Origin of the sequence: Listeria marthii (genome assembly GCF_014227425.1) — a bacterium.
Lineage (GTDB): Bacteria > Bacillota > Bacilli > Lactobacillales > Listeriaceae > Listeria > Listeria marthii.
On sequence record NZ_JAASWB010000005.1, the window covers coordinates 17,928 to 44,524 of the forward strand.

The 26,597-nt window shown below is 36.8% G+C and carries 20 protein-coding genes, 2 pseudogenes and 1 other annotated feature (1 of these 23 only partly in view); of the genes and pseudogenes, 19 read left to right on the top strand and 3 right to left on the bottom strand.

Annotated elements, in window-relative coordinates; translation table 11 throughout:
* Positions 1-113, top strand: a sequence feature (ribosomal protein L10 leader region) (it extends 32 nt beyond the left edge of the window).
* Positions 114-168: 55 nt separating this feature from the next.
* The 16 genes from rplJ (at position 169) to HCJ55_RS10285 (ending at position 20,756) form a co-directional block, all read left to right on the top strand.
* Positions 169-669, top strand: a complete 501-nt coding sequence (rplJ, locus tag HCJ55_RS10210) for a 50S ribosomal protein L10 (protein ID WP_003723030.1) — start codon at positions 169-171, stop codon at positions 667-669.
* A gap of 78 nt (positions 670-747) precedes the next feature.
* Positions 748-1,110: a 50S ribosomal protein L7/L12 gene (gene rplL / locus HCJ55_RS10215; RefSeq protein ID WP_003729189.1), complete on the top strand. Its 363-nt coding sequence runs from the start codon at positions 748-750 to the stop codon at positions 1,108-1,110.
* 157 nt (positions 1,111-1,267) lie between these two features.
* Complete coding sequence (locus tag HCJ55_RS10220) at positions 1,268-1,654, top strand: BlaI/MecI/CopY family transcriptional regulator (RefSeq protein WP_185481553.1); 387 nt, start codon at positions 1,268-1,270, stop codon at positions 1,652-1,654.
* Complete coding sequence (locus HCJ55_RS10225) at positions 1,647-2,687, top strand: M56 family metallopeptidase (RefSeq protein ID WP_185518029.1); 1,041 nt, start codon at positions 1,647-1,649, stop codon at positions 2,685-2,687. Before HCJ55_RS10220 ends, HCJ55_RS10225 begins: the two co-directional genes overlap by 8 nt.
* A 110-nt stretch (positions 2,688-2,797) precedes the next feature.
* Entirely contained in the window at positions 2,798-3,460 is a 663-nt protein-coding gene (locus HCJ55_RS10230) for a DUF1266 domain-containing protein (protein ID WP_185518031.1), read from the top strand.
* A 24-nt stretch (positions 3,461-3,484) separates the two neighbouring features.
* Entirely contained in the window at positions 3,485-3,988 is a 504-nt protein-coding gene (locus HCJ55_RS10235) for a DUF1307 domain-containing protein (protein WP_185502965.1), read from the top strand.
* A 127-nt stretch (positions 3,989-4,115) separates the two neighbouring features.
* The gene (locus HCJ55_RS10240; protein ID WP_185502966.1) at positions 4,116-4,721 is read left to right on the top strand and encodes a class I SAM-dependent methyltransferase; all 606 of its coding nucleotides are present in this window, start codon (positions 4,116-4,118) and stop codon (positions 4,719-4,721) included.
* Positions 4,722-5,065: 344 nt separating this feature from the next.
* On the top strand, positions 5,066-6,244 hold the full coding sequence (locus tag HCJ55_RS10245) for an RtcB family protein (RefSeq protein ID WP_185518034.1): 1,179 nt from the start codon (positions 5,066-5,068) through the stop codon (positions 6,242-6,244).
* Between the two features lie 500 nt (positions 6,245-6,744).
* The gene (rpoB, locus tag HCJ55_RS10250) at positions 6,745-10,299 is read left to right on the top strand and encodes a DNA-directed RNA polymerase subunit beta (RefSeq protein WP_003729181.1); all 3,555 of its coding nucleotides are present in this window, start codon (positions 6,745-6,747) and stop codon (positions 10,297-10,299) included.
* A 170-nt stretch (positions 10,300-10,469) separates the two neighbouring features.
* Positions 10,470-14,075, top strand: a complete 3,606-nt coding sequence (gene rpoC, locus HCJ55_RS10255) for a DNA-directed RNA polymerase subunit beta' (protein WP_003732839.1) — start codon at positions 10,470-10,472, stop codon at positions 14,073-14,075.
* Between the two features lie 76 nt (positions 14,076-14,151).
* On the top strand, positions 14,152-14,697 hold the full coding sequence (locus tag HCJ55_RS10260; RefSeq protein WP_185518036.1) for an HAD family hydrolase: 546 nt from the start codon (positions 14,152-14,154) through the stop codon (positions 14,695-14,697).
* Positions 14,698-14,762: 65 nt separating this feature from the next.
* Positions 14,763-16,223, top strand: coding sequence for a glycoside hydrolase family 1 protein (locus HCJ55_RS10265; protein WP_039387205.1), 1,461 nt, complete (start codon positions 14,763-14,765; stop codon positions 16,221-16,223).
* Positions 16,224-16,439: 216 nt separating this feature from the next.
* The gene (locus HCJ55_RS10270) at positions 16,440-16,883 is read left to right on the top strand and encodes a hypothetical protein (protein WP_003728067.1); all 444 of its coding nucleotides are present in this window, start codon (positions 16,440-16,442) and stop codon (positions 16,881-16,883) included.
* 51 nt (positions 16,884-16,934) lie between these two features.
* Complete coding sequence (locus tag HCJ55_RS10275; protein WP_185518038.1) at positions 16,935-18,596, top strand: ATP-binding cassette domain-containing protein; 1,662 nt, start codon at positions 16,935-16,937, stop codon at positions 18,594-18,596.
* On the top strand, positions 18,593-20,371 hold the full coding sequence (locus HCJ55_RS10280; RefSeq protein ID WP_185518040.1) for an ATP-binding cassette domain-containing protein: 1,779 nt from the start codon (positions 18,593-18,595) through the stop codon (positions 20,369-20,371). The genes HCJ55_RS10275 and HCJ55_RS10280 overlap by 4 nt, the downstream gene beginning before the upstream one ends.
* Positions 20,352-20,756 (top strand): hypothetical protein, encoded by a 405-nt coding sequence (locus HCJ55_RS10285; protein WP_185518042.1) that lies wholly within the window; start codon positions 20,352-20,354, stop codon positions 20,754-20,756. Before HCJ55_RS10280 ends, HCJ55_RS10285 begins: the two co-directional genes overlap by 20 nt.
* Before the next feature lie 36 nt (positions 20,757-20,792).
* Here the strand turns inward: HCJ55_RS10285 and HCJ55_RS10290 are convergent.
* From HCJ55_RS10290 to HCJ55_RS13890, 3 genes and pseudogenes are all read right to left on the bottom strand, one after another.
* Positions 20,793-21,080, bottom strand: a pseudogene (locus HCJ55_RS10290) (transposase); the annotation flags it as partial.
* A 225-nt stretch (positions 21,081-21,305) separates the two neighbouring features.
* Positions 21,306-21,560: a hypothetical protein gene (locus HCJ55_RS13885; RefSeq protein WP_221644142.1), complete on the bottom strand. Its 255-nt coding sequence runs from the start codon at positions 21,558-21,560 to the stop codon at positions 21,306-21,308.
* Positions 21,561-21,578: 18 nt separating this feature from the next.
* A complete protein-coding gene (locus HCJ55_RS13890) occupies positions 21,579-21,797 on the bottom strand; it encodes a hypothetical protein (RefSeq protein WP_221644143.1) in 219 nt (72 codons plus the stop codon).
* Between the two features lie 388 nt (positions 21,798-22,185).
* On the opposite strand from HCJ55_RS13890, the pseudogene HCJ55_RS10300 reads away from it, so the two are divergent.
* The 3 genes and pseudogenes from HCJ55_RS10300 (at position 22,186) to HCJ55_RS10310 (ending at position 26,529) form a co-directional block, all read left to right on the top strand.
* Positions 22,186-23,619 (top strand): annotated as a pseudogene (locus HCJ55_RS10300) (InlB B-repeat-containing protein).
* Positions 23,620-23,744: 125 nt separating this feature from the next.
* The gene (locus tag HCJ55_RS10305; RefSeq protein WP_185518044.1) at positions 23,745-24,881 is read left to right on the top strand and encodes an ArgE/DapE family deacylase; all 1,137 of its coding nucleotides are present in this window, start codon (positions 23,745-23,747) and stop codon (positions 24,879-24,881) included.
* A gap of 148 nt (positions 24,882-25,029) precedes the next feature.
* On the top strand, positions 25,030-26,529 hold the full coding sequence (locus HCJ55_RS10310) for a leucine-rich repeat domain-containing protein (RefSeq protein WP_185518046.1): 1,500 nt from the start codon (positions 25,030-25,032) through the stop codon (positions 26,527-26,529).
* Positions 26,530-26,597 lie beyond the last annotated feature (68 nt).

Below are 26,597 nucleotides of genomic sequence, written 5' to 3' on the forward strand. Positions count from 1 at the left end.
TGCGTTTACCGCTTAAATTTTGCCACCCGAGGGATTTCTTTTGAAGTGTGCGTCCGCGTGCATTTTACAAAAACCTCTGACGTCTACGGTGTCAGAGGTTTTTTGTTGCTGATCAAACGGAACTTGTGTCTGTTTAATTAGATTTAATTGTTGGACGGAGGTGGAAAAATGAGTAAAGTTCTTGAAGCTAAACAAAGTGCAGTAGAAGAAATTAAAACAAAATTATCAGCTAGTGCGTCTACAGTAATTGTTGATTACCGCGGCTTAAACGTTGGCGAAATCACTGAATTACGTAAACAATTGCGTGATGCTGGTATTGAGTTTAAAGTTTACAAAAACTCACTAACTCGCCGTGCTGTTGAAGCTAACGGTTATGAAGGTTTAGAAGGAGCTCTAACTGGTCCTAACGCAATCGCATTCAGTAATGAAGACGTAGTTGCGCCTGCGAAAATCCTTAACGATTTCGCTAAAGATCATGAAGCACTAGAAATCAAAGCCGGTGTTATTGAAGGTAAAGTTGCTTCTCTTGAAGAAATTAAAGCACTTGCAACACTTCCATCACGCGAAGGATTGCTATCTATGCTTTGCAACGTACTTCAAGCTCCAGTTCGCGGTCTTGCTATCGCTACTAAAGCTGTTGCTGACCAAAAAGAAGGACAAGAAGCATAATCTGTTCTACCCAGGGGAAACCCTACAAACAAATCTCGGTTAAATCCGAAAAAATTATATTATTGGAGGAATTTCAAAATGGCTTTAAACATTGAAGAAATCATTGCTTCCGTAAAAGAAGCATCTGTATTAGAACTTAACGATTTAGTAAAAGCAATCGAAGAAGAATTTGGCGTAACTGCTGCTGCTCCTGTAGCTGTAGCTGCTGCTGGTGGCGGTGCTGCTGAGCAAACTGAATTCACTGTAGAACTAGCTTCTGCTGGAGATTCTAAAATCAAAGTAATCAAAGTGGTTCGTGAAATCACTGGTCTTGGCTTAAAAGAAGCTAAAGAATTAGTTGACAACGCTCCTAAAGCTCTTAAAGAAGGCGTTGCTAAAGACGAAGCTGAAGAAATCAAAGCTAAACTTGAAGAAGTTGGCGCTAACGTAGAAGTTAAGTAATTAACTTAAAGACCTTAGATACTAGTTATCTAAGGTCTTTTTTTATTAAAATGTAAAAACGAATACAAAAGAGTATGATTAGTCTTTCAGAAGGCTTTTTTTTATTGCTATTACATGCTAGTATTAGTAAGTGAATTAGTTTCCTGGAGGTTTAAATATGTCGATTAAAGCTATATCAAAATCTGAACTAGAAGTTATGAAAATCATTTGGGAATATGGAAGAGCGGTTCAGTACGCAGATGTTGCCGAGAAACTAAGTGAAAGAGAATTTTCATGGAAGAAAAATACAATTCTTACATTTTTAACTAGATTAGTGGAGAAAAACCTACTTCGCGTTAAGAAAATTGGCCGCAAAAATGAATATTATGCACTTGTGAGCGAAAATGAGTATTTAGAACAACAGACGGAAACTTTTGTAGAAGATATTTATGAAGGCGACGTCAAAGGTCTAATTACCAATTTAGTACAAAATGATTTAATTTCTCCGGACGAACTAGAAGACTTACAACAATTTTGGAAAAGAGCGAAATCATCGGATGAATGAACTACTTAAGATAATCTTATCGATGGCGTTGACGTCGATTGTGTTAATACCGCTTGTCTGGATATTTGGAAAAATATTCACTCGTTATTTAAATAAGACAAAAATTTATTATTCATGGTTAACCGTTTTCTTCTTTTTAACGGTTCCTTTTTCGTTCTTTTTCTACAGGGCCGCAAAAGATAGTGAGTTTATGTGGAGGGATAAAACGGGATTTGATGGTGTTACTTCTATTGTGATGGATCAAAATGGAGTCGTTTTACAGCGCGATTTCAAAATAACCTTTTGGATGACAGTATTGGATTATTTGTGGTTGGTTTGGCTATTGGGATTCTTGGTTCTTTTTATTTACCGAGTAGCCTCGTATCGAAATTTTAAAAAATATGTTTTTTCGGGTGCGCGAAAAGTAGATGATTTGGTACAACTTGATTTATTAGCTGGGATTATTGATGAACTTGGCATTAAAAGACCAGTTGAATTAATGATAAATCCGCTTGTTTCGTCGCCAATTTTCTTGGGATTGATGAAAAATGTAATAGTTATACCAGATAAAACGTTTTCGGAAGCGGAATTGTATTATATTTTTAGGCATGAGTTGGTTCATTGTAAGCGTAAAGACATGTATTATCTTTGGGGCGTACAATTTTTCACTTGTGTGTATTGGTTTAATCCGTTGATGTATCTAATGAACAAACGGATTCAAAAGGATCGCGAGTTAGCATGTGATGAGGCGGTTTTGGCTGCTTTGCCGAAAAGTAAATATATTGGTTATGGTGATACGTTACTTTCGTCGCTTGCTAAATCCGGAAACTACAAAGAGTCGTATGTGGCTGTCTCATTGCACGAAAATACGAAAGCGTTAAAAGAAAGACTTAGTTTTATTGCGAATTATCGATCTGGAATAAAAAAGGGTAATACGATTTTTTCTATTCTTCTTATTGTGTTGTGTACTGTTGGCGTGTTCTTTAGTGCGTTCCAAGCAGAAATTTTTACGCTAGAAAAGAAAAAAGGTATTACAATTGAACGAAGCAAATAGACTTCTCTCGTTTTTTGAGGGAGGTTTTTTTATTTGTGCGGTTGACTTTTAAAACTACAAGTTGTAGAATTAAAAAGCATGATATATTACTAAAAAGGTGGTAAAAATAAATGTTTGGTCGAAAAAAAGTCGTTATACCAGAAGAATATCAACAATTTAATACATTTCCAGCAGATAAAGAGCGTTTACTATGTATCGGAGCTTTCACTACAGAATGTAAGCATAATGTGGAAACTAGATTAACAGGCTCAAATAAAATGCTAAAACTGTATTATCCGAAGAAGCAAGGAGCTAAAGTCATGAAATATTGGCTGCCGATGTTTGGGATTAATGATAGCTATTCTGCGGTTGAAGTCATTACTAACTGGATTGAAGCAAATAATTATTCAGGTATGGTTGCGGCACATACAACCAATAAAGTTGCCCGTATCGTCACTAAGGCTTCTAACAAAAAGGGGCATGATGCGACTGCTCTCGTAGCGGCTGCTAATAAAGTTAAAACATATGGCGCGTTCGATGTGGATCGTTTAGGTTATATTGTACGTGTTTGTTTTTCTTTAGATTTGATCAGTGAAGAACAAGCGTGGGGTTTCCTAGGAGAATTATGGGACGCTGCGGCACTTCATTTTGCTGACTGGGATGAGTACTTAGTTAGTTATTTAAATGGAGAAGAAGGTTTAGAAACAAACTGGTACAGTGAAGGCGTTGCAGCATATGTGGATTTGAAAATGGATTCATCTAGCTTATTAAACAAATATCAACTAAAAAACTAAACAAAAAGGGAGAACGACAATCAGATGAAAAAGTTTTTAAGTATTATCAGTATTTTAGTGTTAGCTTTACTTGTAACTGCTTGTGGAAGTGACTCAAGCAAAAAGACAAGTGAGAAGAAAGAAGAAAAAATGGAAACAGTAACATACGTGGCGGATATAGGTGGCGCTAAGTTGGAAGCGACATTTGCTCACGTTGGCGATAATCTAAGAAAAGTAGACCAAAAAATGATTTACCCATTTGCTGCACTTGGCTTAGAAGCTGGCGTTAAATTGGACGATGCTATGAAGAAGCAATTAGAAGAACAAGTTGCATCTCAGTACTCCGGATATAAAGACAGTAAAGGTGCTTCACTTGAAACGAAATTCACGGATGAAGCGCTTGAACTAACTATGTCTATTGATTTATATAAAGCAGATAAAGCTTCTGTTAGTTCGCTACTTGGCGGAACAACAGATCCTAAAAAAGTTAGTCTAAAACAAACAGTTGAACAATTCGAAGCGCAAGGATTTAAAAAGAAAGAATCTTAATTCTAGTGGAAGCAGACTCTTAATTATTAAGGGTCTGTTTTTTTATCCTTTTTTATCTGTATTAGAGCTACTTTAGGAGGACGTTTTATGCTAAAATAGCTAGAGATATGAAAGGAAGGTGCGGTTCGTGACTAATAATCATTACTACACAAATGATGAAACGATTAAACATAACCGTAAAACCTGGCAAGTGATGTTAAAAGGTTTTAATATGAATTTTACAAGTGATAATGGCGTATTTTCTAAAAACACGGTGGATTTCGGCTCGAAATTGTTAATTGAATCTTTTGAGCTAGAAGTGAAGACGGGGAAAATTTTGGATGTAGGTTGTGGTTATGGTCCGATGGGCTTGACTGTGGCAAAAGAATTTCCGGATAGCCAAGTTGAAATGGTGGATGTGAATTTACGCGCACTAGAACTTGCGAAAGAAAATGCGGAATTAAATAAAATTTCGAATACGCATATATATGAAAGCTCTGTTTATGACAACGTGACTGCTACTGACTACCAAGCGATTATTAGTAATCCGCCGATTCGTGCAGGTAAGAAGGTTGTTCATGCGATTTTAGAAGGCGCATTCGATCACTTGCAAGAAAACGGAGAACTATGGATCGTTATTCAAAAGAAACAAGGTGGTCCGTCCGCTGAAAAGAAAATGGAAGAAGTTTTTGGTAATGTGGAAACAGTCGCGAAAGATAAGGGCTATTTCATTTTCAGAAGTGTTAAAAACTAAGTTGTATGAAGCGTGGAATCGTGTTAATATAGAAATACATTTTACTAAGAAAGGACTGAGGGATATGCTTAAACTGAGCAAAAAACTAGAAAAAAACAACCAATCAAGACTGAAGATAATAGGTAGTTCTTTAACGCTCACGCATATCAAACCCGCGTCTTTTCAAGGTATCATTCGTTAAAAATCATGTCCTTCAATCTTTCTTGATTGAGGGGCTTTTTTTATACCAAAAAATAAACGGGAAAGAAGTGAGTCAAATGATTGAAGGAGAACTGAGTAATTTAACTAGCTAGGAAGAGGAATGGGTTTCCATTTCTCTATTAAACAGAAAATGAGGAATAGAAATGCTAACATTAAAAGGACAATATAACGAAGCGACGGTTTTTACGGACAACGTAGATGATAATACGATTGGACAAATTATTACATTATGCAATCAGCCGTTTACGAAAGACAGTAAGATTCGGATAATGCCAGACACGCACGGCGGTAAAGGTTGTGTAATTGGGACGACGATGACGATTCAAGATAAAATTGTACCGAATCTAGTTGGAGTAGACATTGGCTGCGGATTGTACGTAGTGAAATTGAAACCTGGTAAATTGAAAATGGATTTTGATAAACTTGATAAAGTCATTCGCGAACGAGTGCCATCGGGGAGTAAGACGCATGATAAGCCTGTTGATGATTTTGACTTAGATGGTGTGATTGCGCCGATTAACTATGGATGGGCCGCGAGAAGTGTTGGGACGCTTGGTGGCGGAAATCATTTTATTGAGATAAACCAAGGTTCGGATGGGATTTATCTTGTAATCCATAGCGGGAGTCGAGTACTTGGTAAAGAAATCGCGGAGTATCACCAAGAAGTCGCTTATAAAAAATTAGATGGCTTGCGTAAGGAGTTAAAACTTGGTGCAACGGATGCGAAAAAGCATGGCGATATAGAAATGGCTAATCAATTGAACGAAGAGCGCGAACAAGTAAAATTGGATTATGATTTATCTTACGTGACTGGCCTGGATTTAAAACATTATTTAAACGACATGGAGATTGCGCAAAAATTTGCAGCACGCAATCGCTATGTTATGGCGCAAATCATTTTAAAAGCAATGAAATGGGATAAAGCAGTTGTTTCTGCGTTTGATTGTGTGCATAATTACATCGATATCGAAAACAACATGCTGAGAAAAGGGGCGACATCTGCTCAGCTTGGAGAACAAATCATCGTTCCACTTAATATGCGTGATGGTAGTATTCTTGCGACTGGTAAAGGGAATGCTGATTGGAATTACTCGGCGCCACACGGGGCAGGGAGAATGCTAAGTCGCTCCAAAGCAAAAGCGCAAATCAGTTTGGAAAGTTATCAGGCGGCAATGAAAGATGTTTGGACTACTTCGGTTTCGAAAAAAACAATCGATGAAGCGCCAAAAGCTTACAAATCAGCCAAACAACTGCTTGCTGATGTAGGAGATACAATGGAAATTCAAGAGATAATCAAACCTTTGTACAATTTTAAAGCATAAGCAAAAAGAAGCGGCAAATATTATAACATGCCGCTTCTTCTTTTTCTAGAAAAATATTTGACATAGGCATAGAGATGTTGTATTATAGTATAATGCCAAAAGAATCTATACCGTTTTTTTGCGCTGCATTTTATTTCAAAATATGATGAAAAATGAAGCGTTTGCGCGGTTTTTGGTGCTATAAATAAACATGGACGTGGTTTTCAGAAATATATGATGAAATCCGCTTTCTTTTTGTCTAAAGCAGCAATTTTTTCTTTTTGAAGTTCCACTTGATTTCCAACTAGGTTTTATCTGATTGCGACTATGCGAATCAGATGTACACGAGGTAGCAGGAAACTTTTGATGAACGATGTTTAAGGCTGATGAAGGAGTATGGAAGTACTTGCTTTTGAACGATTTAACTTAAACATCGGGTGCGGGGGGTTCCACTGTTTTTGTGCCTAAAAGTGAAGTCGGTGTGCTTATAAATTTTTTAATTAATTTGAGGGGTGAATAGTTTGTCAGGACATTCAGGACATGATGTAAAATATGGACGGCATCGTACGCGTAGAAGTTTTGCGCGAATCAGTGAAGTACTTGAATTACCAAACTTAATTGAGATTCAAACAGCTTCTTACCAATGGTTCTTAGATGAAGGGCTACGTGAGATGTTCCGCGATATTTCGCCAATTGAGGATTTTGCGGGTAATTTATCTTTAGAATTCATTGATTACGATCTTGGAGAGCCGAAATATTCGGTAGAAGAATCTAAGAACCGTGATGCAAACTATGCGGCTCCACTGCGCGTGAAGTTGCGCCTAATCAACAAAGAAACCGGCGAAGTAAAAGACCAAGAAGTATTTATGGGTGATTTCCCACTAATGACTGAAATGGGTACGTTCATTATTAATGGGGCAGAACGTGTTATCGTTTCCCAATTAGTTCGTTCTCCAGGGGTTTACTTCAATGGAAAACTAGACAAAAATGGTAAAAAAGGCTTTGGTTCTACTGTCATCCCTAACCGTGGGGCTTGGCTTGAGTATGAAACAGATGCTAAAGACGTTGTACACGTTCGTATTGACCGTACACGTAAATTACCAGTAACTGTTTTACTTCGTGCACTTGGCTTTGGTTCCGATCAAGAAATTATTGATTTAATCGGGGACAATGACTACTTGCGCAACACGCTTGAAAAAGACAATACTGACAATGCTGAAAAAGCACTTTTAGAAATTTATGAAAGATTACGTCCGGGTGAACCCCCAACAGTTGATAACGCTAGAAGCTTACTAGTTTCTCGTTTCTTTGATCCAAAACGCTATGATCTTGCAAGCGTTGGACGTTATAAAATCAACAAAAAATTACATCTAAAAAACCGTCTATTCAACCAAACATTAGCAGAAACTTTAGTGGATCCAGAAACTGGTGAAATTATTGCTTCTAAAGGTGACATTTTGGATCGTCGTAATTTAGATCAAATTATTCCTAATTTAGAAAACGGTGTAGGTTTCCGTACACTTCGTCCAACTGATGGAGTTATGGAAGATAGCGTACTCGTTCAATCTATTAAAATCTACGCACCAAATGATGACGAAAAAGAAATCAATATCATTGGTAACGCGTATATCGAAGAAAATGTAAAACACATCACGCCTTCTGATATTATTTCATCCATTAGCTACTTCTTTAACTTGCTACATGGTGTTGGCGATACAGATGACATCGATCATCTAGGTAATCGTCGTCTTCGTTCTGTTGGTGAACTTTTACAAAACCAATTCCGTATCGGTTTATCCCGTATGGAACGTGTAGTTCGTGAGCGTATGTCTATTCAAGATATGACTACAATTACACCACAACAATTGATTAATATTCGCCCAGTAGTTGCATCTATCAAAGAATTCTTTGGTAGCTCGCAGTTATCTCAGTTCATGGATCAAACAAATCCACTTGGCGAACTTACGCATAAACGTCGTCTTTCAGCGCTTGGACCTGGTGGTTTGACGCGTGAACGTGCTGGTTATGAAGTACGTGACGTGCATTACTCTCACTATGGCCGTATGTGTCCGATTGAAACGCCAGAGGGACCAAACATTGGTTTGATTAACTCCCTTTCTTCTTTCGCAAAAGTAAATAAATTCGGCTTTATCGAAACGCCTTACCGCCGCGTAGATCCTGAAACAAACCGTGTTACAGATAAGATTGATTATCTAACTGCGGATGAAGAGGATAATTACGTAGTAGCGCAAGCGAACTCGAAATTAGACGAACAAGGTACTTTCACAGAAGAAGAAGTTATGGCTCGTTTCCGTTCAGAAAACTTAGCGGTAGAAAAAGAACGTATTGACTACATGGATGTATCACCTAAACAGGTTGTATCTGTTGCGACAGCATGTATTCCGTTCCTTGAAAACGATGATAGTAACCGTGCGCTAATGGGAGCGAACATGCAACGTCAAGCAGTTCCTCTTATGCACCCTGAAGCTCCATTTGTTGGAACAGGTATGGAACACGTATCTGCAAAAGACTCTGGTGCTGCTGTAACTGCCAAACATGACGGTATTGTAGAACACGTTGAAGCTCGCGAAATCTGGGTTCGTCGTGTATCTCTAGTGGATGGCAAAGAAGTAACTGGCGGAATTGATAAATATACTTTACGTAAATTTGTTCGTTCTAACCAAGGTACTTGTTATAACCAACGTCCAAACGTAGCAGAAGGAGACCGCGTTGTTAAAGGAGAAATCCTTGGTAACGGTCCATCTATGGATTCCGGTGAACTTGCTCTTGGTCGTAACGTACTAGTTGCGTTCATGACTTGGGATGGTTATAACTACGAGGATGCGATCATCATGAGTGAACGTCTTGTAAAAGATGACGTTTATACTTCGATTCATATTGAAGAATTTGAATCAGAAGCTCGTGATACAAAACTCGGACCTGAAGAAATGACCCGTGATATTCCAAATGTTGGGGAAGACGCTTTACGTGATCTTGACGAACGTGGAATTATCCGTGTCGGTGCTGAAGTAAAAGACAACGACCTTCTAGTTGGTAAAGTAACACCAAAAGGAGTTACTGAATTAACTGCAGAAGAACGTTTATTACACGCTATCTTTGGTGAAAAAGCACGTGAAGTTCGTGATACTTCATTACGTGTACCTCATGGCGGCGGCGGAATCGTGCTTGACGTGAAGATCTTTACACGTGAAGCAGGCGACGAACTACCACCTGGTGTAAACCAATTAGTACGTGTTTATATTGTACAAAAACGTAAAATCCACGAAGGCGATAAAATGGCCGGACGTCACGGTAACAAAGGGGTTATCTCCCGTATTTTACCTGAAGAAGATATGCCATTTATGCCAGACGGAACACCTGTTGATATCATGCTTAACCCACTAGGGGTACCATCTCGTATGAATATCGGACAAGTACTTGAGCTACACTTAGGTATGGCTGCTCGTGCTTTAGGAATTCACGTTGCAACACCAGTATTTGATGGTGCGAATGAAGAAGATGTTTGGAGCACAGTGGAAGAAGCCGGTATGGCCCGCGATGCGAAAACAATTCTTTATGACGGACGTTCTGGTGAAGCATTCGATAACCGTATCTCTGTAGGTGTAATGTACATGATCAAACTTGCCCACATGGTTGATGATAAACTTCATGCGCGTTCAACTGGACCTTACTCTCTAGTAACGCAACAACCTCTTGGTGGTAAAGCACAATTTGGTGGACAACGTTTTGGGGAAATGGAAGTATGGGCACTGGAAGCATACGGTGCCGCTTATACACTTCAAGAAATCCTAACGATTAAATCCGATGACGTGGTTGGTCGTGTGAAAACTTACGAAGCGATTGTTAAAGGCGAAAGCGTTCCAGAACCTGGTGTGCCAGAATCCTTCAAAGTACTCATCAAAGAGCTTCAAAGTCTTGGAATGGACGTTAAAATGCTTTCCGCAGACGAAGAAGAAATCGAGATGCGTGACATGGATGATGACGACTTTACTAATCAAAATGATGCCTTCAATATCGTACAACCGGAAAATGCAGCCGCTGAAAAGACTGAGTAATTCGGTTCGATAATTGAGACTCCAAAACAATAAGAAACAATGATTTGTTTTTTGCAAAATATAAAATTAAGCGATCGCTAAGACTTTACCTGAAAGTCGAGGGAGTGTGCGGGAAATCCTAAGCACTTCCTAAAAGCGAATGCTCCAAACTAATTTAGGAGGTTGGGCACTTGTTAGATGTTAATAATTTTGAGTATATGAAAATCGGTCTGGCATCTCCAGATAAAATTCGTTCATGGTCTCATGGTGAAGTAAAAAAACCTGAAACCATCAACTACAGAACGCTTAAACCTGAACGTGACGGCTTATTCTGTGAAAGAATTTTTGGACCAATGAAAGACTGGGAATGTTCTTGTGGTAAATACAAACGTGTTCGCTATAAAGGCGTAGTTTGTGACCGTTGTGGAGTAGAAGTAACGAAATCAAAAGTCCGTCGTGAACGTATGGGCCATATTGAACTCGCAGCGCCTGTTTCTCACATCTGGTACTTCAAAGGAATTCCAAGCCGTATGGGTCTTGTTATGGATATGTCCCCACGTGCATTAGAAGAAATTATCTACTTTGCATCCTACGTGGTTACAGAACCAGGCGATACTCCACTTGAAAAGAAACAACTTTTATCTGAACGTGAATACCGCGTTTATCGCGAAAAATATGGTAAAGGTTTCTCAGCTGGTATGGGCGCAGAAGCTATCAAAAAAATCTTAGCCGATATCGACTTAGAAAAAGAAACAAATGACTTAAAAGAAGAACTAAAATCTGCACAAGGTCAACGTCGTACTCGTGCGATTCGTCGTTTGGAAGTTATGGAAGCTTTCCGTAATTCCGGCAACAACCCAAGCTGGATGGTACTTGACGTGCTACCAGTTATCCCACCAGAAATTCGTCCAATGGTACAACTTGAAGGTGGCCGTTTTGCAACAAGTGATTTGAATGACTTATATCGTCGGGTAATCAACCGGAACAACCGTTTGAAACGCCTACTTGATTTAGGTGCACCAAACATTATCGTGCAAAATGAAAAACGGATGCTACAAGAAGCTGTCGATGCTCTAATCGATAACGGTCGTCGTGGTCGTCCAGTAACAGGTCCAGGTAACCGTCCGCTTAAATCCCTTTCTCATATGCTTAAAGGGAAACAAGGTCGTTTCCGTCAAAACTTACTAGGTAAACGTGTCGATTATTCTGGTCGTTCCGTTATCGTAGTTGGACCTAACTTAAAAATGTACCAATGTGGTCTTCCAAAAGAAATGGCGCTTGAATTATTCAAACCATTTGTTATGAAAGAATTAGTTGGACGCGGCTTAGCACACAACATTAAGAGTGCTAAACGTAAAATCGAACGTATGGCTCCAGAAATCTGGGACGTATTAGAAGAAGTTATTCGTGAACATCCGGTATTACTTAACCGGGCGCCTACGCTTCACAGACTTGGTATTCAAGCATTTGAACCAACTCTAGTTGAAGGTCGCGCAATCCGTCTTCACCCTCTTGTATGTACAGCTTACAACGCTGACTTTGATGGTGACCAAATGGCGGTTCACGTTCCTTTATCCGCAGAAGCACAAGCAGAAGCACGTATTTTAATGCTTGCAGCTCAAAACATTTTGAACCCTAAAGATGGTAAACCAGTTGTAACACCTTCCCAAGATATGGTGCTAGGTAACTACTACCTTACTTTAGAACGTGAAAAAGCTGTCGGCGAAGGTACTATCTTCAAAGATATCAATGAAGCACAACTTGCGTATCAAAATGGCTATGTACACTTACACTCTCGTATTGCTGTATTTGCTGGTTCGATTCCAAATGAACGTTTCACTGATGAACAACGCAACCAATTATTAATTACGACTGTTGGTAAATTGATTTTCAACACAATCTTACCAAAATCGTTCCCTTATATTAATGAACCAACGAAATTCAACTTAGAAATCGAAACACCAGCTAAATATTTCGTTGATACAACAACTGATGTTCGCGCGCATATTGCTGCACAGGAACTAATTGATCCATTCAAGAAGAAAATCCTCGGTAACATTATCGCGGAAGTCTTCAAGAAATTCCATATTACCGAAACTTCAAAAATGCTTGACCGTATGAAAGATCTTGGTTTCAAAATCTCGACTAAGGCCGGCATGACAGTAGGTATTGCGGATATCTTAACACTTGAAGAAAAACATGAAATTCTTGAAAAAGCACATGATACAGTTGAAAAAATCACTAAATCATTCCGTCGTGGTCTGATTACAGATGATGAAAGATACGAACGCGTTATCGCTGTATGGAATGCTGCCAAAGATGAAATCCAAGGAAAACTGATCTTGAGTTTGGATCGCTTAAACCCAATCTTCATGATGCAAGATTCCGGAGCTCGTGGTAACATTTCCAACTTTACACAGCTTGCTGGTATGCGTGGACTGATGGCTGACCCATCAGGACGTATCGTAGAATTGCCGATTACATCTAACTTCCGTGAAGGTTTAACGGTCTTAGAGTACTTCATTTCTACCCATGGTGCGCGTAAAGGTCTTACCGATACAGCCCTTAAAACAGCCGATTCCGGTTACCTTACTCGTCGTCTTGTTGACGTGGCTCAAGATGTTATCATTCGTGAAGACGATTGTGGCACTGACCGCGGTCTTACAATTAAGGCTATTCGTGAAGGTACTGAGATCATCGAACCACTTGAAGAACGTCTGGAAGGTCGTTATTCTCGTAAAACAATTCGTCACCCAGAAACAAAAGAAGTTATTGCACGTGAAAATGACTTAATTACAGAAGCAATTGCAACTCAAATCGTTGACGCTGGAATTGAAGAAGTAACTATTCGTTCTGCATTCACATGTAATACTAAACACGGCGTATGTAAAAAATGTTATGGTAAAAACTTGGCAACTGGTACAGAAGTCGAAGTTGGAGAAGCAGTTGGTATCATCGCTGCCCAATCTATCGGGGAACCAGGAACTCAGCTTACTATGCGTACTTTCCATACAGGTGGGGTTGCCGGAGACGATATCACGCAAGGTCTTCCACGTATTCAAGAAATCTTTGAAGCACGTAATCCGAAAGGGCAAGCTATCATCACTGAAGTTGGCGGTGAAGTTGTTTCTATCGAAGAAGGTCGTGATCGTCAACAAGAAATCACTATCCAAGGTACAGATGACCGCCGTTCTTACAACATTCCTTACACTGCTCGCTTGCGTGTAGAAGAAGGAACTATCGTAGAACGTGGGGAAGCTCTAACTGAAGGTTCTGTGGATCCTAAAGCCTTGATTCGTGTTCGTGACGTATTATCCGTTCAAGAATATCTACTTGCAGAAGTACAAAAAGTTTACCGTATGCAAGGGGTAGAAATTGGCGATAAACACGTTGAAGTAATGGTTCGTCAAATGTTACGTAAAATCCGCGTAATGGATACTGGTGATACAAACATCTTACCAGGTACATTAATGGATATTCATACGTTTACAGAAGCCAACCGTGAAGCTATCTTAAGTGGTAGCCAACCAGCAACAGGTCGTCCAGTTCTTCTAGGGATTACAAAAGCTTCCCTTGAAACTGATTCCTTCTTGTCTGCTGCATCATTCCAAGAAACAACTCGTGTCTTGACAGATGCTGCAATCAAAGGTAAACGTGACGAACTTCTAGGACTTAAAGAAAATGTTATCCTAGGTAAACTTGTTCCAGCTGGTACAGGTATTGGTCGTTACCGCAAACTGAAATCCGAAGTTATCAAGGAAACAGCTGAAGTAACTGACGAAATCACAAATATTTAATCTTACAAAGCCAAGTGTGCCGTTCGCGTACACTTGGCTTTTTTTGTTATACTCATATAAAAAGGAGTGAAGTGATTTGATTACACATGTTATTTGGGATATGGGCGAAACATTAAACACCGTGCCAAACACAAGATACGACCATCACCCTCTTGATACCTACCCAGAAGTAGTGCTGCGGAAAGACGCCAAAGAAACGCTTGAAAAAGTAAAACAACTCGGATTCAAACAAGCAATTCTTAGCAACACAGCAACAAGTGACACAGAAGTAATTAAACGAGTTTTAACCAATTTCGGCATCATCGATTATTTTGACTTCATTTACGCTTCTAATTCCGAACTCCAACCAGGGAAAATGGAAAAGCCAGACAAAACAATTTTTGATTTCACACTAAACGAACTTCAAATTGATAAAACAGAAGCAGTAATGGTCGGAAACACATTTGAAAGTGATATTATTGGCGCAAATCGTGCAGGACTCCACGCAATTTGGCTGCAAAATCCAGAAGTCTGCCTGCAAGATGAGCGTCTGCCCCTTGTCGCACCACCATTTGTTATCCCAGTTTGGGACCTGGCCGATGTTCCCGAAGCCCTTTTATTATTAAATAAAGTTTCTACTTGACCTGTAATGCATTACACAAAGTAGACTGGAAAAGTAGAAGAAATTAGCCGGAAGGGGCGAACGAAATGACTGAAGTGAAAAAACAATTTCCAAAAGGATTTTTATGGGGTGGAGCAACTGCTGCGAACCAAGTTGAAGGCGCTTACGATGTAGATGGTAAAGGCCTTTCCACAGCAGATATGGTCAAATTCATTCCGAAAGAAGAACGCACGAGAGACCTTGAACTAGACGTATCTAAAGCAGAAATCGAAGCAATTATCGCAGGGAAAGTAGAAGGAAGATTCCCTAAACGTGATGGCGTTGATTTTTATCACCACTATAAAGAAGACATCGCATTATTTGCCGAAATGGGCTTTAAAACTTTCCGCCTATCACTAAACTGGGCCCGTATTTTCCCGAACGGTGATGACAAAGAGCCGAATGAAAAAGGCCTTGAATTTTATGATAAAGTGTTTGATGAATTATTAAAATATGACATCGAGCCGCTTGTGACACTTTCTCACTATGAAACGCCACTAAATCTTACTTTAAAATATAATGGTTGGGCTGATCGTCGCGTTATCGGATTTTTCACGAATTACGCAGAAACAGTTTTCAAACGTTATAAAAACAAAGTGAAATATTGGCTAACTTTTAACGAAATCAATGTTATTTCACTTAGCGCATACACTGGTGGTGGCGTACTTTTAGAAGACGCGAAAAACCCGCTTGAACTTTCTTACCAAGCAGGACATCATCAATTCGTAGCTAGCGCGCTTGCAACAAAATTGGCGCATGAAATTATTCCAGGCTCACAAGTTGGCTGTATGTTAGCTCGTATGGCGACATATCCTGCGACTAACAATCCAGATGACATCCTAAAAGCACAATACGAAAACCAACAAAATCTATTTTTCACAGACGTTCATGCTCGCGGTGAATATCCAAGCTTCATGAACCGTTTCTTCCAAGAGAACGACATTCACATCGTAAAAGAAGTTGGCGACGACGAAATCTTAAAAGCACACACAGTTGATTTCATTTCATTCAGCTACTACATGTCCCTATCCGCAACAGCTAGCCCAGAAGGCGACCGCTCTGCCGGAAACTTAATGGGTGGCGTGAAAAACGAATACTTGGAGTCCTCCGATTGGGGTTGGCAAATTGACCCGAAAGGCTTACGCTGGACACTAAACGACTTATATAGCCGCTACGAATTACCACTTTTCATCGTGGAAAATGGCTTAGGCGCTTATGATACAGTAGAAGAAGACGGCAAAATCCATGACGATTACCGTATTGACTACTTGCGCAAACACATCGAACAAATGAAAGAAGCAATTGCTGATGGCGTAGATTTAATTGGTTACACAAGCTGGGGACCTATCGACCTAGTAAGTGCCTCCACAAGCGAAATGTCCAAACGCTACGGCTTCATCTACGTAGACCAAGACGACTGGGGCAAAGGAACATTAGAACGCTCCCGCAAAGATTCTTTCTTCTGGTATAAAAAAGTAATTGAAACAAATGGTGAAGATTTAGATTAATAGGTAGAGTGCAGTCCCGCTTTGGCGGGGCTGTTTTTTTATGAATGTAAAAGCGAAGTATTTATCTTTTAGTATGTATTAAATTTAAAAATATTAATAATTAGATAGAAAATTCTAAAATAATTAGGTCTAATTGCTCTTTTGTGTTGATTTTCACAAATTGTTATGATACAATTTTTTAGATGAATGGAGAGCGGACTAGAGGGAGGAAACAACATGAAAAAAACACGTGTCACATGGGCAATTGTTATTGCTATAGCAGGCTTATTAGTTTCTGTAATCAGTTTATCAGTAAACATCACTCAGAATAGATATAATGTTCGAGGAGTGGATTCTAGTTCTCAGTGGAAAACTGGATTTCAAAAAAATCAAACTGTTTGTGCAATAGAAACAAAGAAGCATTGGACAAAGGGTAGTGTGAAGTATGGTGTGAACCAAACTTCTGGAACTGTTAAAACGAAGTATAGTATATACAGCAAAAAAAATAATGATAGGTATGTATTAATGTATAAAGATGGATATACATCAAGAAATAATACATACTACGGGGAATTTTATGGTCACTATGCAGGCGGAAAAGATAAATTTTCATATAAATTAGAAAAGAAAAATAATAAAAATGTAAAATCACAACTTATTGTAGATTTATTCGTAATTTAACAATAACAACAAGGCTCTTCATTCATCTAGAAAATAAAAGGATATATCAATGTGAATATAACTAAAAACGGATTATATATAATTATTGGGGCAAATGGAGTAGGGAAAACAACATTAGCTAAGAAAATACTTCAAGCTAACAGAAGTATTAGTTGCATGATGAAGCAAGATGATAATCAAATATTGGAGTATGAAACGGTTTTAACCAATATTACTATGAACGAAATCGCAGAAAAAACGGTTATTAATTTTCTGGAAGAACATCAATTAGACTATTTAATAACTAAAAAAAGTAAATATCTCAGTGGGGGAGAAAAAAGATTAGTTAACCTTCTAAGAGCTATTTTGTCAAATCAAGAAGTATTGATATTAGACGAACCATCAAATGACTTAGATATTGATGTATTTGAGAAAGCAAAACAAATTATTTATCAAGCGGCAAAATCTAAAATAATACTATTAATTACGCATGATGATCGTTTTACCGAATATGATAAAAAAATAGAAATAATGAAGAATCAAAGTTATGAAGCAGATAATTTCAGTTTTAATAAAGAAAGCTCAAAAGAGCGTATTATCAAAATTAAACCTAGAAGGACATGTTTCTTATATATCTTCTATTTAATTTGTATGATGATTTTCGCTATTTTTTTAGTGATTTTACTGAAAACAAATGCCGAAGAAACAAGTCCTTCTAACGAAAAAGGTGTATATCAACTCGCTACACTTTATAGCACTAATGCTTCTTCTTATGACAATAATGAAGCCATTAATACGATGCTTATACAATCAGCAACTAAATTTAATAAAGCTAAGTTCTTCACAGAAGAAACACGCATTAATGAAGACGAGTATTATGAAGAAGCGATTAATTTGAAAAAAGATACTTATCAAGCGTTAATATATTTAGAATTATATGATCCGAAAACAAAAGAATTTATCAATATTAAAGCTGCAATGATGGAAACTTTACGTGAAGCTTTAAAGTTGAATGCAGAGACAGAATTCATTAGTAATGACGAAAATTACTATAAAAATAGTGACAGTCCATCTTTCCGTGTGCCACAAAGTTTAACTTTAACAGAAATTGAAAAAGCTAAAATTAAGCAGCTAGGATTTGTACTTCAGTATAGTGATACTTTGCAATCAAATCAGGTAGAGATAGAATTTAATCCTAGTGTTTATGCGCAAATTTTGAAAAAAGTAAATCAACAAGATGTTTTAATTACAGAAGCATATGTGCAATTAAAAGATCAAGAATCATTTTATGATTTCTTAGCAGAAAATAAACTATATGCTAAAAAAATATTTATTAAAGGATATGAACCGGAGTTATTAAACGCTGAGGTTAATCAGTACAGTAATGCAGTTATGCTGATAAAAAAAGTAGCACTTCTTATATGCTTACTACTCTTAGTACTATTGATTTTACTAATTATGTATGAGGTTAATTATAAAAATAGTTATAGTACATTGGCTTATTATGGCTATAATGAAAAAGAGTTACTTCAATTCAGAAAAAAAACGTATCTCCTTACAAACTTTAAAATCTTCTCGGTTATTAGTACCGTTATTTTTCTTTTAATTATGTGGAGTATTATTCATTCGCTGCTTATTACCTCCATAATAGGTGTAGTAATGATATTTTTCTTTTTCGCCTACATCGTCATACCATTGATAATAAAAAATAACATTAGAAAGGCGATTATATGAGTAAAATAAATAAATTTAGCATTTTTTCTATCACTAAGCCAGGTATTTACACAATTACAGGTAGTAACGGAAGTGGAAAAACAACCTTTATTGAAAATGAGTTAAAAAGTAACCCAAGTAAAGTAAATGATGTAGCTTATTTTGCGCAAAAAAATTGGAAATATAAAACAAGTGTAGAGAAATATTTACACTTCCCAAAAACTAATCCGAACTTAATTCAAAAGTATTGCGAGTTGTTTTCTGTAGATAACTATTACTTAGAGAGAGATATCCAATTATTAAGTGGTGGAGAATTTGTCAAAGTAGAATTAGTGAGAACATTAGCTTTGGACTCTCCTATAATTATTCTAGATGAACCTACAAATAATCTAGATAACAAGTCCTCGGAGATACTTGCTAATATTTTAAGTGAATTAGCAAAAACAAAAATCATTTACTTAGTTAGTCATGATATTCGATTGGAGCATTTTTTTGATAAAACTATTTTTGTAGATAAAGATAGGATAGAAGTATCTTCTAATATTGAAATAGAGCAGAACGAGATTCAAGTTAAAAGTAAAAGAGTAGTTTCAAATGGAAGAATTTTAAAATATTTACTTAGTTCAAAATTTAACTTCTTGATGTTTGCATTTATTGTAGTACTAACTATCTTATTAACCAATATTACCTCCACTATTATTTTACGCTCAGTTCCAATAGAAAAGAACTTAACTAGTGATTATAATTTTGAGTTGATGGATATTGCAGAGAATTACTCTAGATATTTTGATATTGAAATGACTGAAAGCGAAATTGAAGATGAATTTCAGGAACCTAATCATCTTACTACAAATGAGTTGATTGAATTACAGAACAAAGACTATGTCAAACAAATTTATGTTGTAGATGAAAGTTATATAAATGAATTTGTTTTGGATAATTCCAAGTTTGAAGTTTTAGCTCTTCCGGAGATAATTACAGACTCGCCAAACTATGTAAATGCTTTTCCTGTTACAAAGACGCACTTAACTAAAGGGCGTTTTCCAAAAGACGATGCTAAAGAAATCGCGTTATCTTTTTCGCAACTGAAAAATTTTTCCCCTAATGATATCAGTGAAGAATCAGCTATAGGCAATAAAGTAGAATTTGAAAATGAGTTGTATGAAATAGTCGGTATAGTTAACTCGCCGGTAGCGGCAATTTCTTATTCGAAACAAGTGAACAAGTATGGAACAGTGGGGGTAGAGAATAAGGCTTCTGAAAAATTAAATAATATATTGTTAAAACTTGAAAAAGAAAATTATGATAACCCTAACTTTTCTATTATTTCTATTCAACTAGCTAATAAAAATCAGCATGAACTTTTAAACTATTTAAAAGTTCATGGACCAAGCTACCAATATGCATCAAATTATGTGGATAGTGTTTCACAAGTAGCTTTTTATAAACAAAACTTAGCAAAAATACTTCTTATATCAGTTATTTTTTCTCTTATAGTATCTGTGTTGATTTTTATTTTTGGAAGAAAATCGTTTAGTTTAATTAATGGCTTTTTAAACGATATGTCTAATTTGAATTTTGAACCCAGAAAGAATAAACGGCTTATTTATGTAATAATGATACTAGATTTTTTATTGAGTATACCTGCATGCTTGTTAGTAAGTCGAGTTATTATTGGAGATAGTATAGGTATGCTTATGATTCTTCCAACAATAGGTGTTTCAGCTATCATGTTTATGCTAACATTACTATTAATGAGCTACTGGGATAAGAAGAATGATTTTAGAAATTTATAAAAGTTGGTTTATAGTCTTAGTTTTGCATGAACTAGTCCACATTTTCTTTGTCCTTCTTTTTAAGGGAAGGATAGATAAGGTTGTTTTAGGTAATTTTTTCTTTCTTAAAATAAAAAATGTATCTATTTCTCCAATCATTATTAATTGTTCTGTGACATTTGAGGATGACGAAAGCTGGGGGTTGCCCAAACAATCGCTTGTTTTATTAATGCCTGCAGTAGTTAATTTGATTATGGGCATTTTTATAGGATATGATTTTATTTTCATAAAAATATTCAGCCTCTTTATTGGATTAAATTCACTACTTCCGATTCCTTATTTACAAACAGATGGATATCTAATGTTCAAAGAAATTCAAAAAAAACTTACTAAGAAAATGCACTGACATGAAAAAATGAGAATGGAATAAAAACCCTTTAAATTAGGCTGCTTGTTTCCTGAAATTAATAGGAGATTGGTAGCCTAATTTTTGTTGAATTCGTTTTTCGTTATAATATTTAATGTAATCTTTTACGATTTGGATTACAATAGATTTAGCGTATTTATACGTTGTTTTATGGTAGAATGTTTCGCACTTTAGCGAGGAATGGAAACATTCTATGGGAGCGTTGTCTGTGGGTGTCCCTTTTCGGGACATACTGCGGATAACGTTTTTCTTTTGACAGAACTGATAATATTCATAAGATGTGTACACCGAACCTTGATCGCTTTTTCTTTTATTTCTGCTGGATACATAACTCTCGTACTCATAGAAACACCTCCGTTAGTTTCATTTTACATGAATCCAACGAAGGTGTTTTTATCTTATTCTCATTTTTTAGTGGCAGTGCCAAAAAAGGGTGAGGTTTTATTATAGTTCGAAGCTAAGTCTCTAATTCCAAACACAAAAAAGCGCTCAAACTATTATAGTTTGAGCGCTTTTAATTTGTCTTCATTATACAATGCCATATTTTTCAAGCGTTTCTATAGTGTTGAATGTTTTAACAGATGTGTCAATCATTTCACTAGTGTAATCACCTGCGCTCATTGTTGAAAAGAAAAGAATATCTTCTCTTCTAAAACCATTTTTTTTAAATAATTCATCGGGTATTTCCTTGATATTTTTTTTCAATACATAAAGCAATGTTTTTGCAAACTCCCACTTTTCAGTAGATGGGCGACAAAAATCAATATCCTCGCATTCTTCCACTACATCTACAAGAGGTTGTTATAGAAAATTTGGCCTAAGTCCATTCTTCCAATTAAAGTACTCGTTTACATTCCCACTGTCATCCCATGTTAAATGACAACCATAGAAATCATCGGTTGTGATAAAACCAATCAAGCAATCCTCTTTATTTTTTGCGTTTTCTAATATTGTACCAATTGCAGTTGCTAATTCCTTAGAACAAGCTTGGCTGAATTTATCAAATTGTGCTATATTCATTTCTTGTCTCCTTGTGATAAATTTTTGCTGCAACATACGCACTCTAGTTTTCTATTTTTTATCACAGTTATTATAACGATTTATCAATCGTGAGTACAATTCAATATACAAGTCTGATAATATCCAAACACGACGACAGGGCTGTTTTTTACAAATTCCCATAAGAAACAATTTCCTCAAAATATAAAAAAGAAAGTTCAACTTATTGTCACACATTCGGCTAAGATGGGTCTGGTGCGAGAAAAAAGGGAGAGCGTATTCTGTTATAATTCTAATTATTCAACAAAGACTAGTAATATTTTTCACGCCAATTCAACCCAGATAGCATAAATTTAAGGTGTGGTTAAAAGTGAATAGTCCACTTAGCCAAATTTAAGGAGACGATAAAATGAAAAGAAGAAAATCTTCATTACTACGCATTATGTTTGTAGTCACAGCTATCTTGGGTATTAGCTTATGGATCAATATGAGTCAGGGATTGGAAGTTCAGGCAGAGAGTATTGCTGAGCCGACGCCAATTAACAAAATCTTCACGGATCCAGCATTAGCGGACGAGGTGAAGGCGGAACTTGGAAAAACTAGTGTCGCTGATGAAGTTACGCAAACAGAGTTGAATCAGATAACTAAACTTGAAGCAGACGGCAAGGGAATAAGTTCAATAGAAGGAATACAATATTTAACTAATTTGAACATGTTAGGTTTGACCGACAATCAGATTACTAATCTTGTACCGCTTGCACATCTTACTAATTTAGAGTCTTTATATTTAGGTGAAAATAAAATTAGTGATGTGACGTCACTTTCAGGATTGACACAGTTAACATTCTTACAATTATCTATTAACCAAATAAAAGATGTGACGCCTCTTGCTAAGCTAACGAACTTAAATTATTTAGATTTACGGGAAAATCAAATAAGTGATGCAAGCCCATTAAGTAATATGATGGAACTAACCACATTGAAAATTGATAAACAACAAATAACAGTTGCTCCAGTCCTATACCAATCTAATTTAGTTGCACCTGATATTTTGAAAAATGTATTTGGGGAAGTAGTGCCGCCAACGACGATTAGTAATAACGGAACATTCGCTAGCCCGAATATTACTTGGAATCTAGATAGTTATACTGGCGAAGTAAGTTATGATTTTAATCAAACAGTTACACTTGGCGCTAAAGGAAAGGTTGCTTTTGCGGGGACGGTAGTTCAGCCGATTACAGAAGCGTATGTGACTACTTTTGATATTAACGGGGCGATAACAACGGAAAATACAGCAGTGAATACTTTAATAACAGAGCCCGTCGCGCCAACAGAACAAGGTTATACTTTTGACGGTTGGTACGATGCGAAAACTGGCGGGAATGAGTGGGATTTCGCAGCAGACAAAATGCCAGCTGAGAATATGACACTATACGCGCATTTCACGATAAACAGCTATACAGCAAATTTCGATATTGATGGAAAAACAACGAGTCAAACAGTGAATTAGCAAGCTTTACTACAAGAACCAACTACTCCAACAAAAGAAGGTTACACATTCACAGGATGGTATGACGCAAAAACTGGTGGGAATAAATGGGATTTTGCTACTGGTAAAATGCCGGCTGAAAATTTAACATTATACGCCCAATTTACGAAAAATAATGATCCGAACACTAATCCAACTGGAAATGATAATGGTACGACTAACCCAAACAGTTCAGGCGACAATACCTCACTTCCAACAACTGGAGATGAAAACACGATGATTCCAATTTTTGCTGGAGCAGTTCTTATCGGCATCGGCTTAGTTGTATTCCGCCAAAAACGCCAAACAAAATAAATTTTAAAAAATGGTTTAGCCCCGAGCTGAGCCATTTTTTTATTGTGAGCAGAAGAAGATATTAGTTTGCCTTTTTATATAAAGGGAAAACATAGGATGGAATTCATAGAAAGAGGGCGTGAAATATGGACCGACAAAAAAAGCTTCAAATTTTAAAAGACATGGTAAATATTAATTCGACTAATGGACATGAAGAGCAGGTTGCGAACTATTTACAGAAGTTGTTAAGTGAATATGGGATTGAATCTGAAAAGGTGCAGTATGATGTGGACAGAGCCAGTTTGGTTAGTGAAATTGGTTCTAGCGACGGGCGGATTTTGGCTTTTTCAGGGCATATGGATGTGGTTGATGCCGGAGATGAGTCCAAGTGGAAGTTCCCACCTTTTGAAGCGACGGAGCATGACGGGAAAATATACGGACGTGGCGCCACTGATATGAAATCAGGTTTAGCAGCGATGGTTATTGCGATGATTGAACTTCAAGAAGAGAAGCAAAAGTTAAACGGAAAAATTAGATTATTAGCAACAGTTGGTGAAGAAGTCGGTGAACTTGGTGCAGAACAACTAACGCAAAAAGGGTATGCGGATGATTTAGATGGATTGATTATTGGTGAACCAAGCGGGCATCAGATTGTTTACGCCCATAAAGGATCGATTAATTATACCGTTAAATCTACTGGGAAAAATGCCCATAGTTCGATGCCGGAATATGGTGTGAATGCGATTGATAATTTGCTGCTATTTTATAATGAAGTAGAAAAATTTGCGAAATCAGTCGATGCGACAAACGAAATATTAGGCGATTTTATTCATAACGTCACTGTGATTGATGGTGGAAATCAAGTAAATAGTATCCCTGAAAAAGCGCAACTTCAAGGGAATATTCGCTCGATTCCAGAAATGGGTAATGAAACAGTGAAACAAGTGCTAGTGAAGATTATTAATGAGTTAAATAAACAGGAAAATGTGAAATTAGAGTTGCTATTTGATTATGACAAACAACCAGTATTTAGCGATAAAAATTCAGAGCTAGTTAATATTGCTAAACGTGTAGCTAGTGACATTATCAAAGAAGAAATCCCTTTACTTGGTATTTCTGGAACAACGGATGCAGCAGAATTCACCAAAGCGAAGAAAACATTTCCAGTAATTATTTTTGGCCCCGGAAACGAGACGCCTCATCAAGTAAATGAAAATGTTTCTGTGGAGAATTATTTAGAAATGGTGGATGTGTATAAACGAATTGCCGTAGAGTTTTTATAAAAAAGCTAAAATGACAAAAAATCGACACTTTTAAAGGCGATAACACGCAAAAAAGTCTTTTCTGGAACAAAAAAATCAATTTTCCCTATGTTAATATTAGTTTGAGATGCGAAAAAGGTATAAATTAATTAACAGATAGGAGACTACAATGAAGATAAAAACTTTACTAGTTCGAGTCGGAATAACATTAACTATGACTTTGGGAATTAGCATGTGGCTAGGAATGAGTCCGGAAATTGATGCCAAAGCAGCGAGTCTTGCACAACCGACACCGATTAATGAAGTGTTTCCTGACCCTCAAATGGCTTTAACAATGGAGACTAAACTTGGGAAAGCAAGTGTTACAGATCTTGTTTCCCAGAGCGAATTAGATGCTTTGACTCAATTGCGAACTTATTTACCAATAGAATCCATTGAGGGAATTCAGTATCTGACAAATTTAACAGAACTAAATATAAGTAATACTGAAGTAAGTGATGTCAGTGATTTAAAAGATTTAACGAAATTAACAGACTTAGAAATGTACGCTAACAATATAGTTGATACAAGTGTTTTGGAAAACTTAACGAATTTAACAGATTTAGACTTGCACGATAATAAGATAACAGATATAAGTACTTTGAGGAATTTAACAAATTTAGTTGAGTTAAACTTAGCTTATAATCAAATAAGTGATATAAGCGCTGTATCAGCTCTAAGTAAGCTAAACATGGTATGGTTTACAGATAATCAAATAAGTGATATCAGTGCAGTTGCCAATTTAACTAATCTAACTAGCTTGAGTTTGGATCATAACCAAATAGTTGATATAGGCGCACTGACAAACTTAACGAATTTAGACGGTCTTGGTATAGACAATAATCAAATAAGCGATATAAGTCCAATTGCTAATTTGACTAATTTAGACTATGTTGGTTTGCATAATAATCAAATAAGTGATCTAACACCGATAGCGAATTTAACGAATTTGACACGTATGTATTTATCCGGTCAACAAATAACTAATAAGCCACTGCCATATCAAAGCAATATCGTTATTCCGAACAATGTGAAAAATAATAAGCAAGAAATTGTTGCACCACTGGCAATAAGCGACAATGGAACATATGATAATACTAACGTTACTTGGAATCTAGCTAATTATGTTAGTGAAGTGAGTTATACTTTTTCGCAAGAGGTAACGATTGGTAGTGCCACAGAAACTTTTAGTGGTGTAGTAAAACAACCTTTAGAGATGTATACGGTGAGTTTTGACGTTGATGGAGTAGTAACTAAAGAGACGGTAGGTGCCTATACGTTATTAACTGAACCGACAGCGCCGGAAAAAGAAGGCTACACATTCACAGGGTGGTACGACGCTAAAACTGGTGGAACTGAATGGAATTTTTCCACTGACAAAATGCCGGCCAACGATCTTACTTTATATGCTCAGTTTAGCTTGAATGAGCACTCGGAAAATCCGCCTGATGATCCTGACAAAGAGACGCCAAGTGATACTACCAAAAATGCTGGTGGACAGGCTCAGGCTACGAATAATGTCAATATTTCATTGCCAAAAACAGGTGATAGCCAAAATTCTCTAGCTATTTTCATGGGAATACTTCTTTTCGGTACAGGGATTGTTTCTCTTTATAAAATACGCAATTAACTAAAAGTCTAGTATTTGTTTGTAAACAGGTGCTAGACTTTTTTCTTGCATTTCATTTAGTTTAGGAC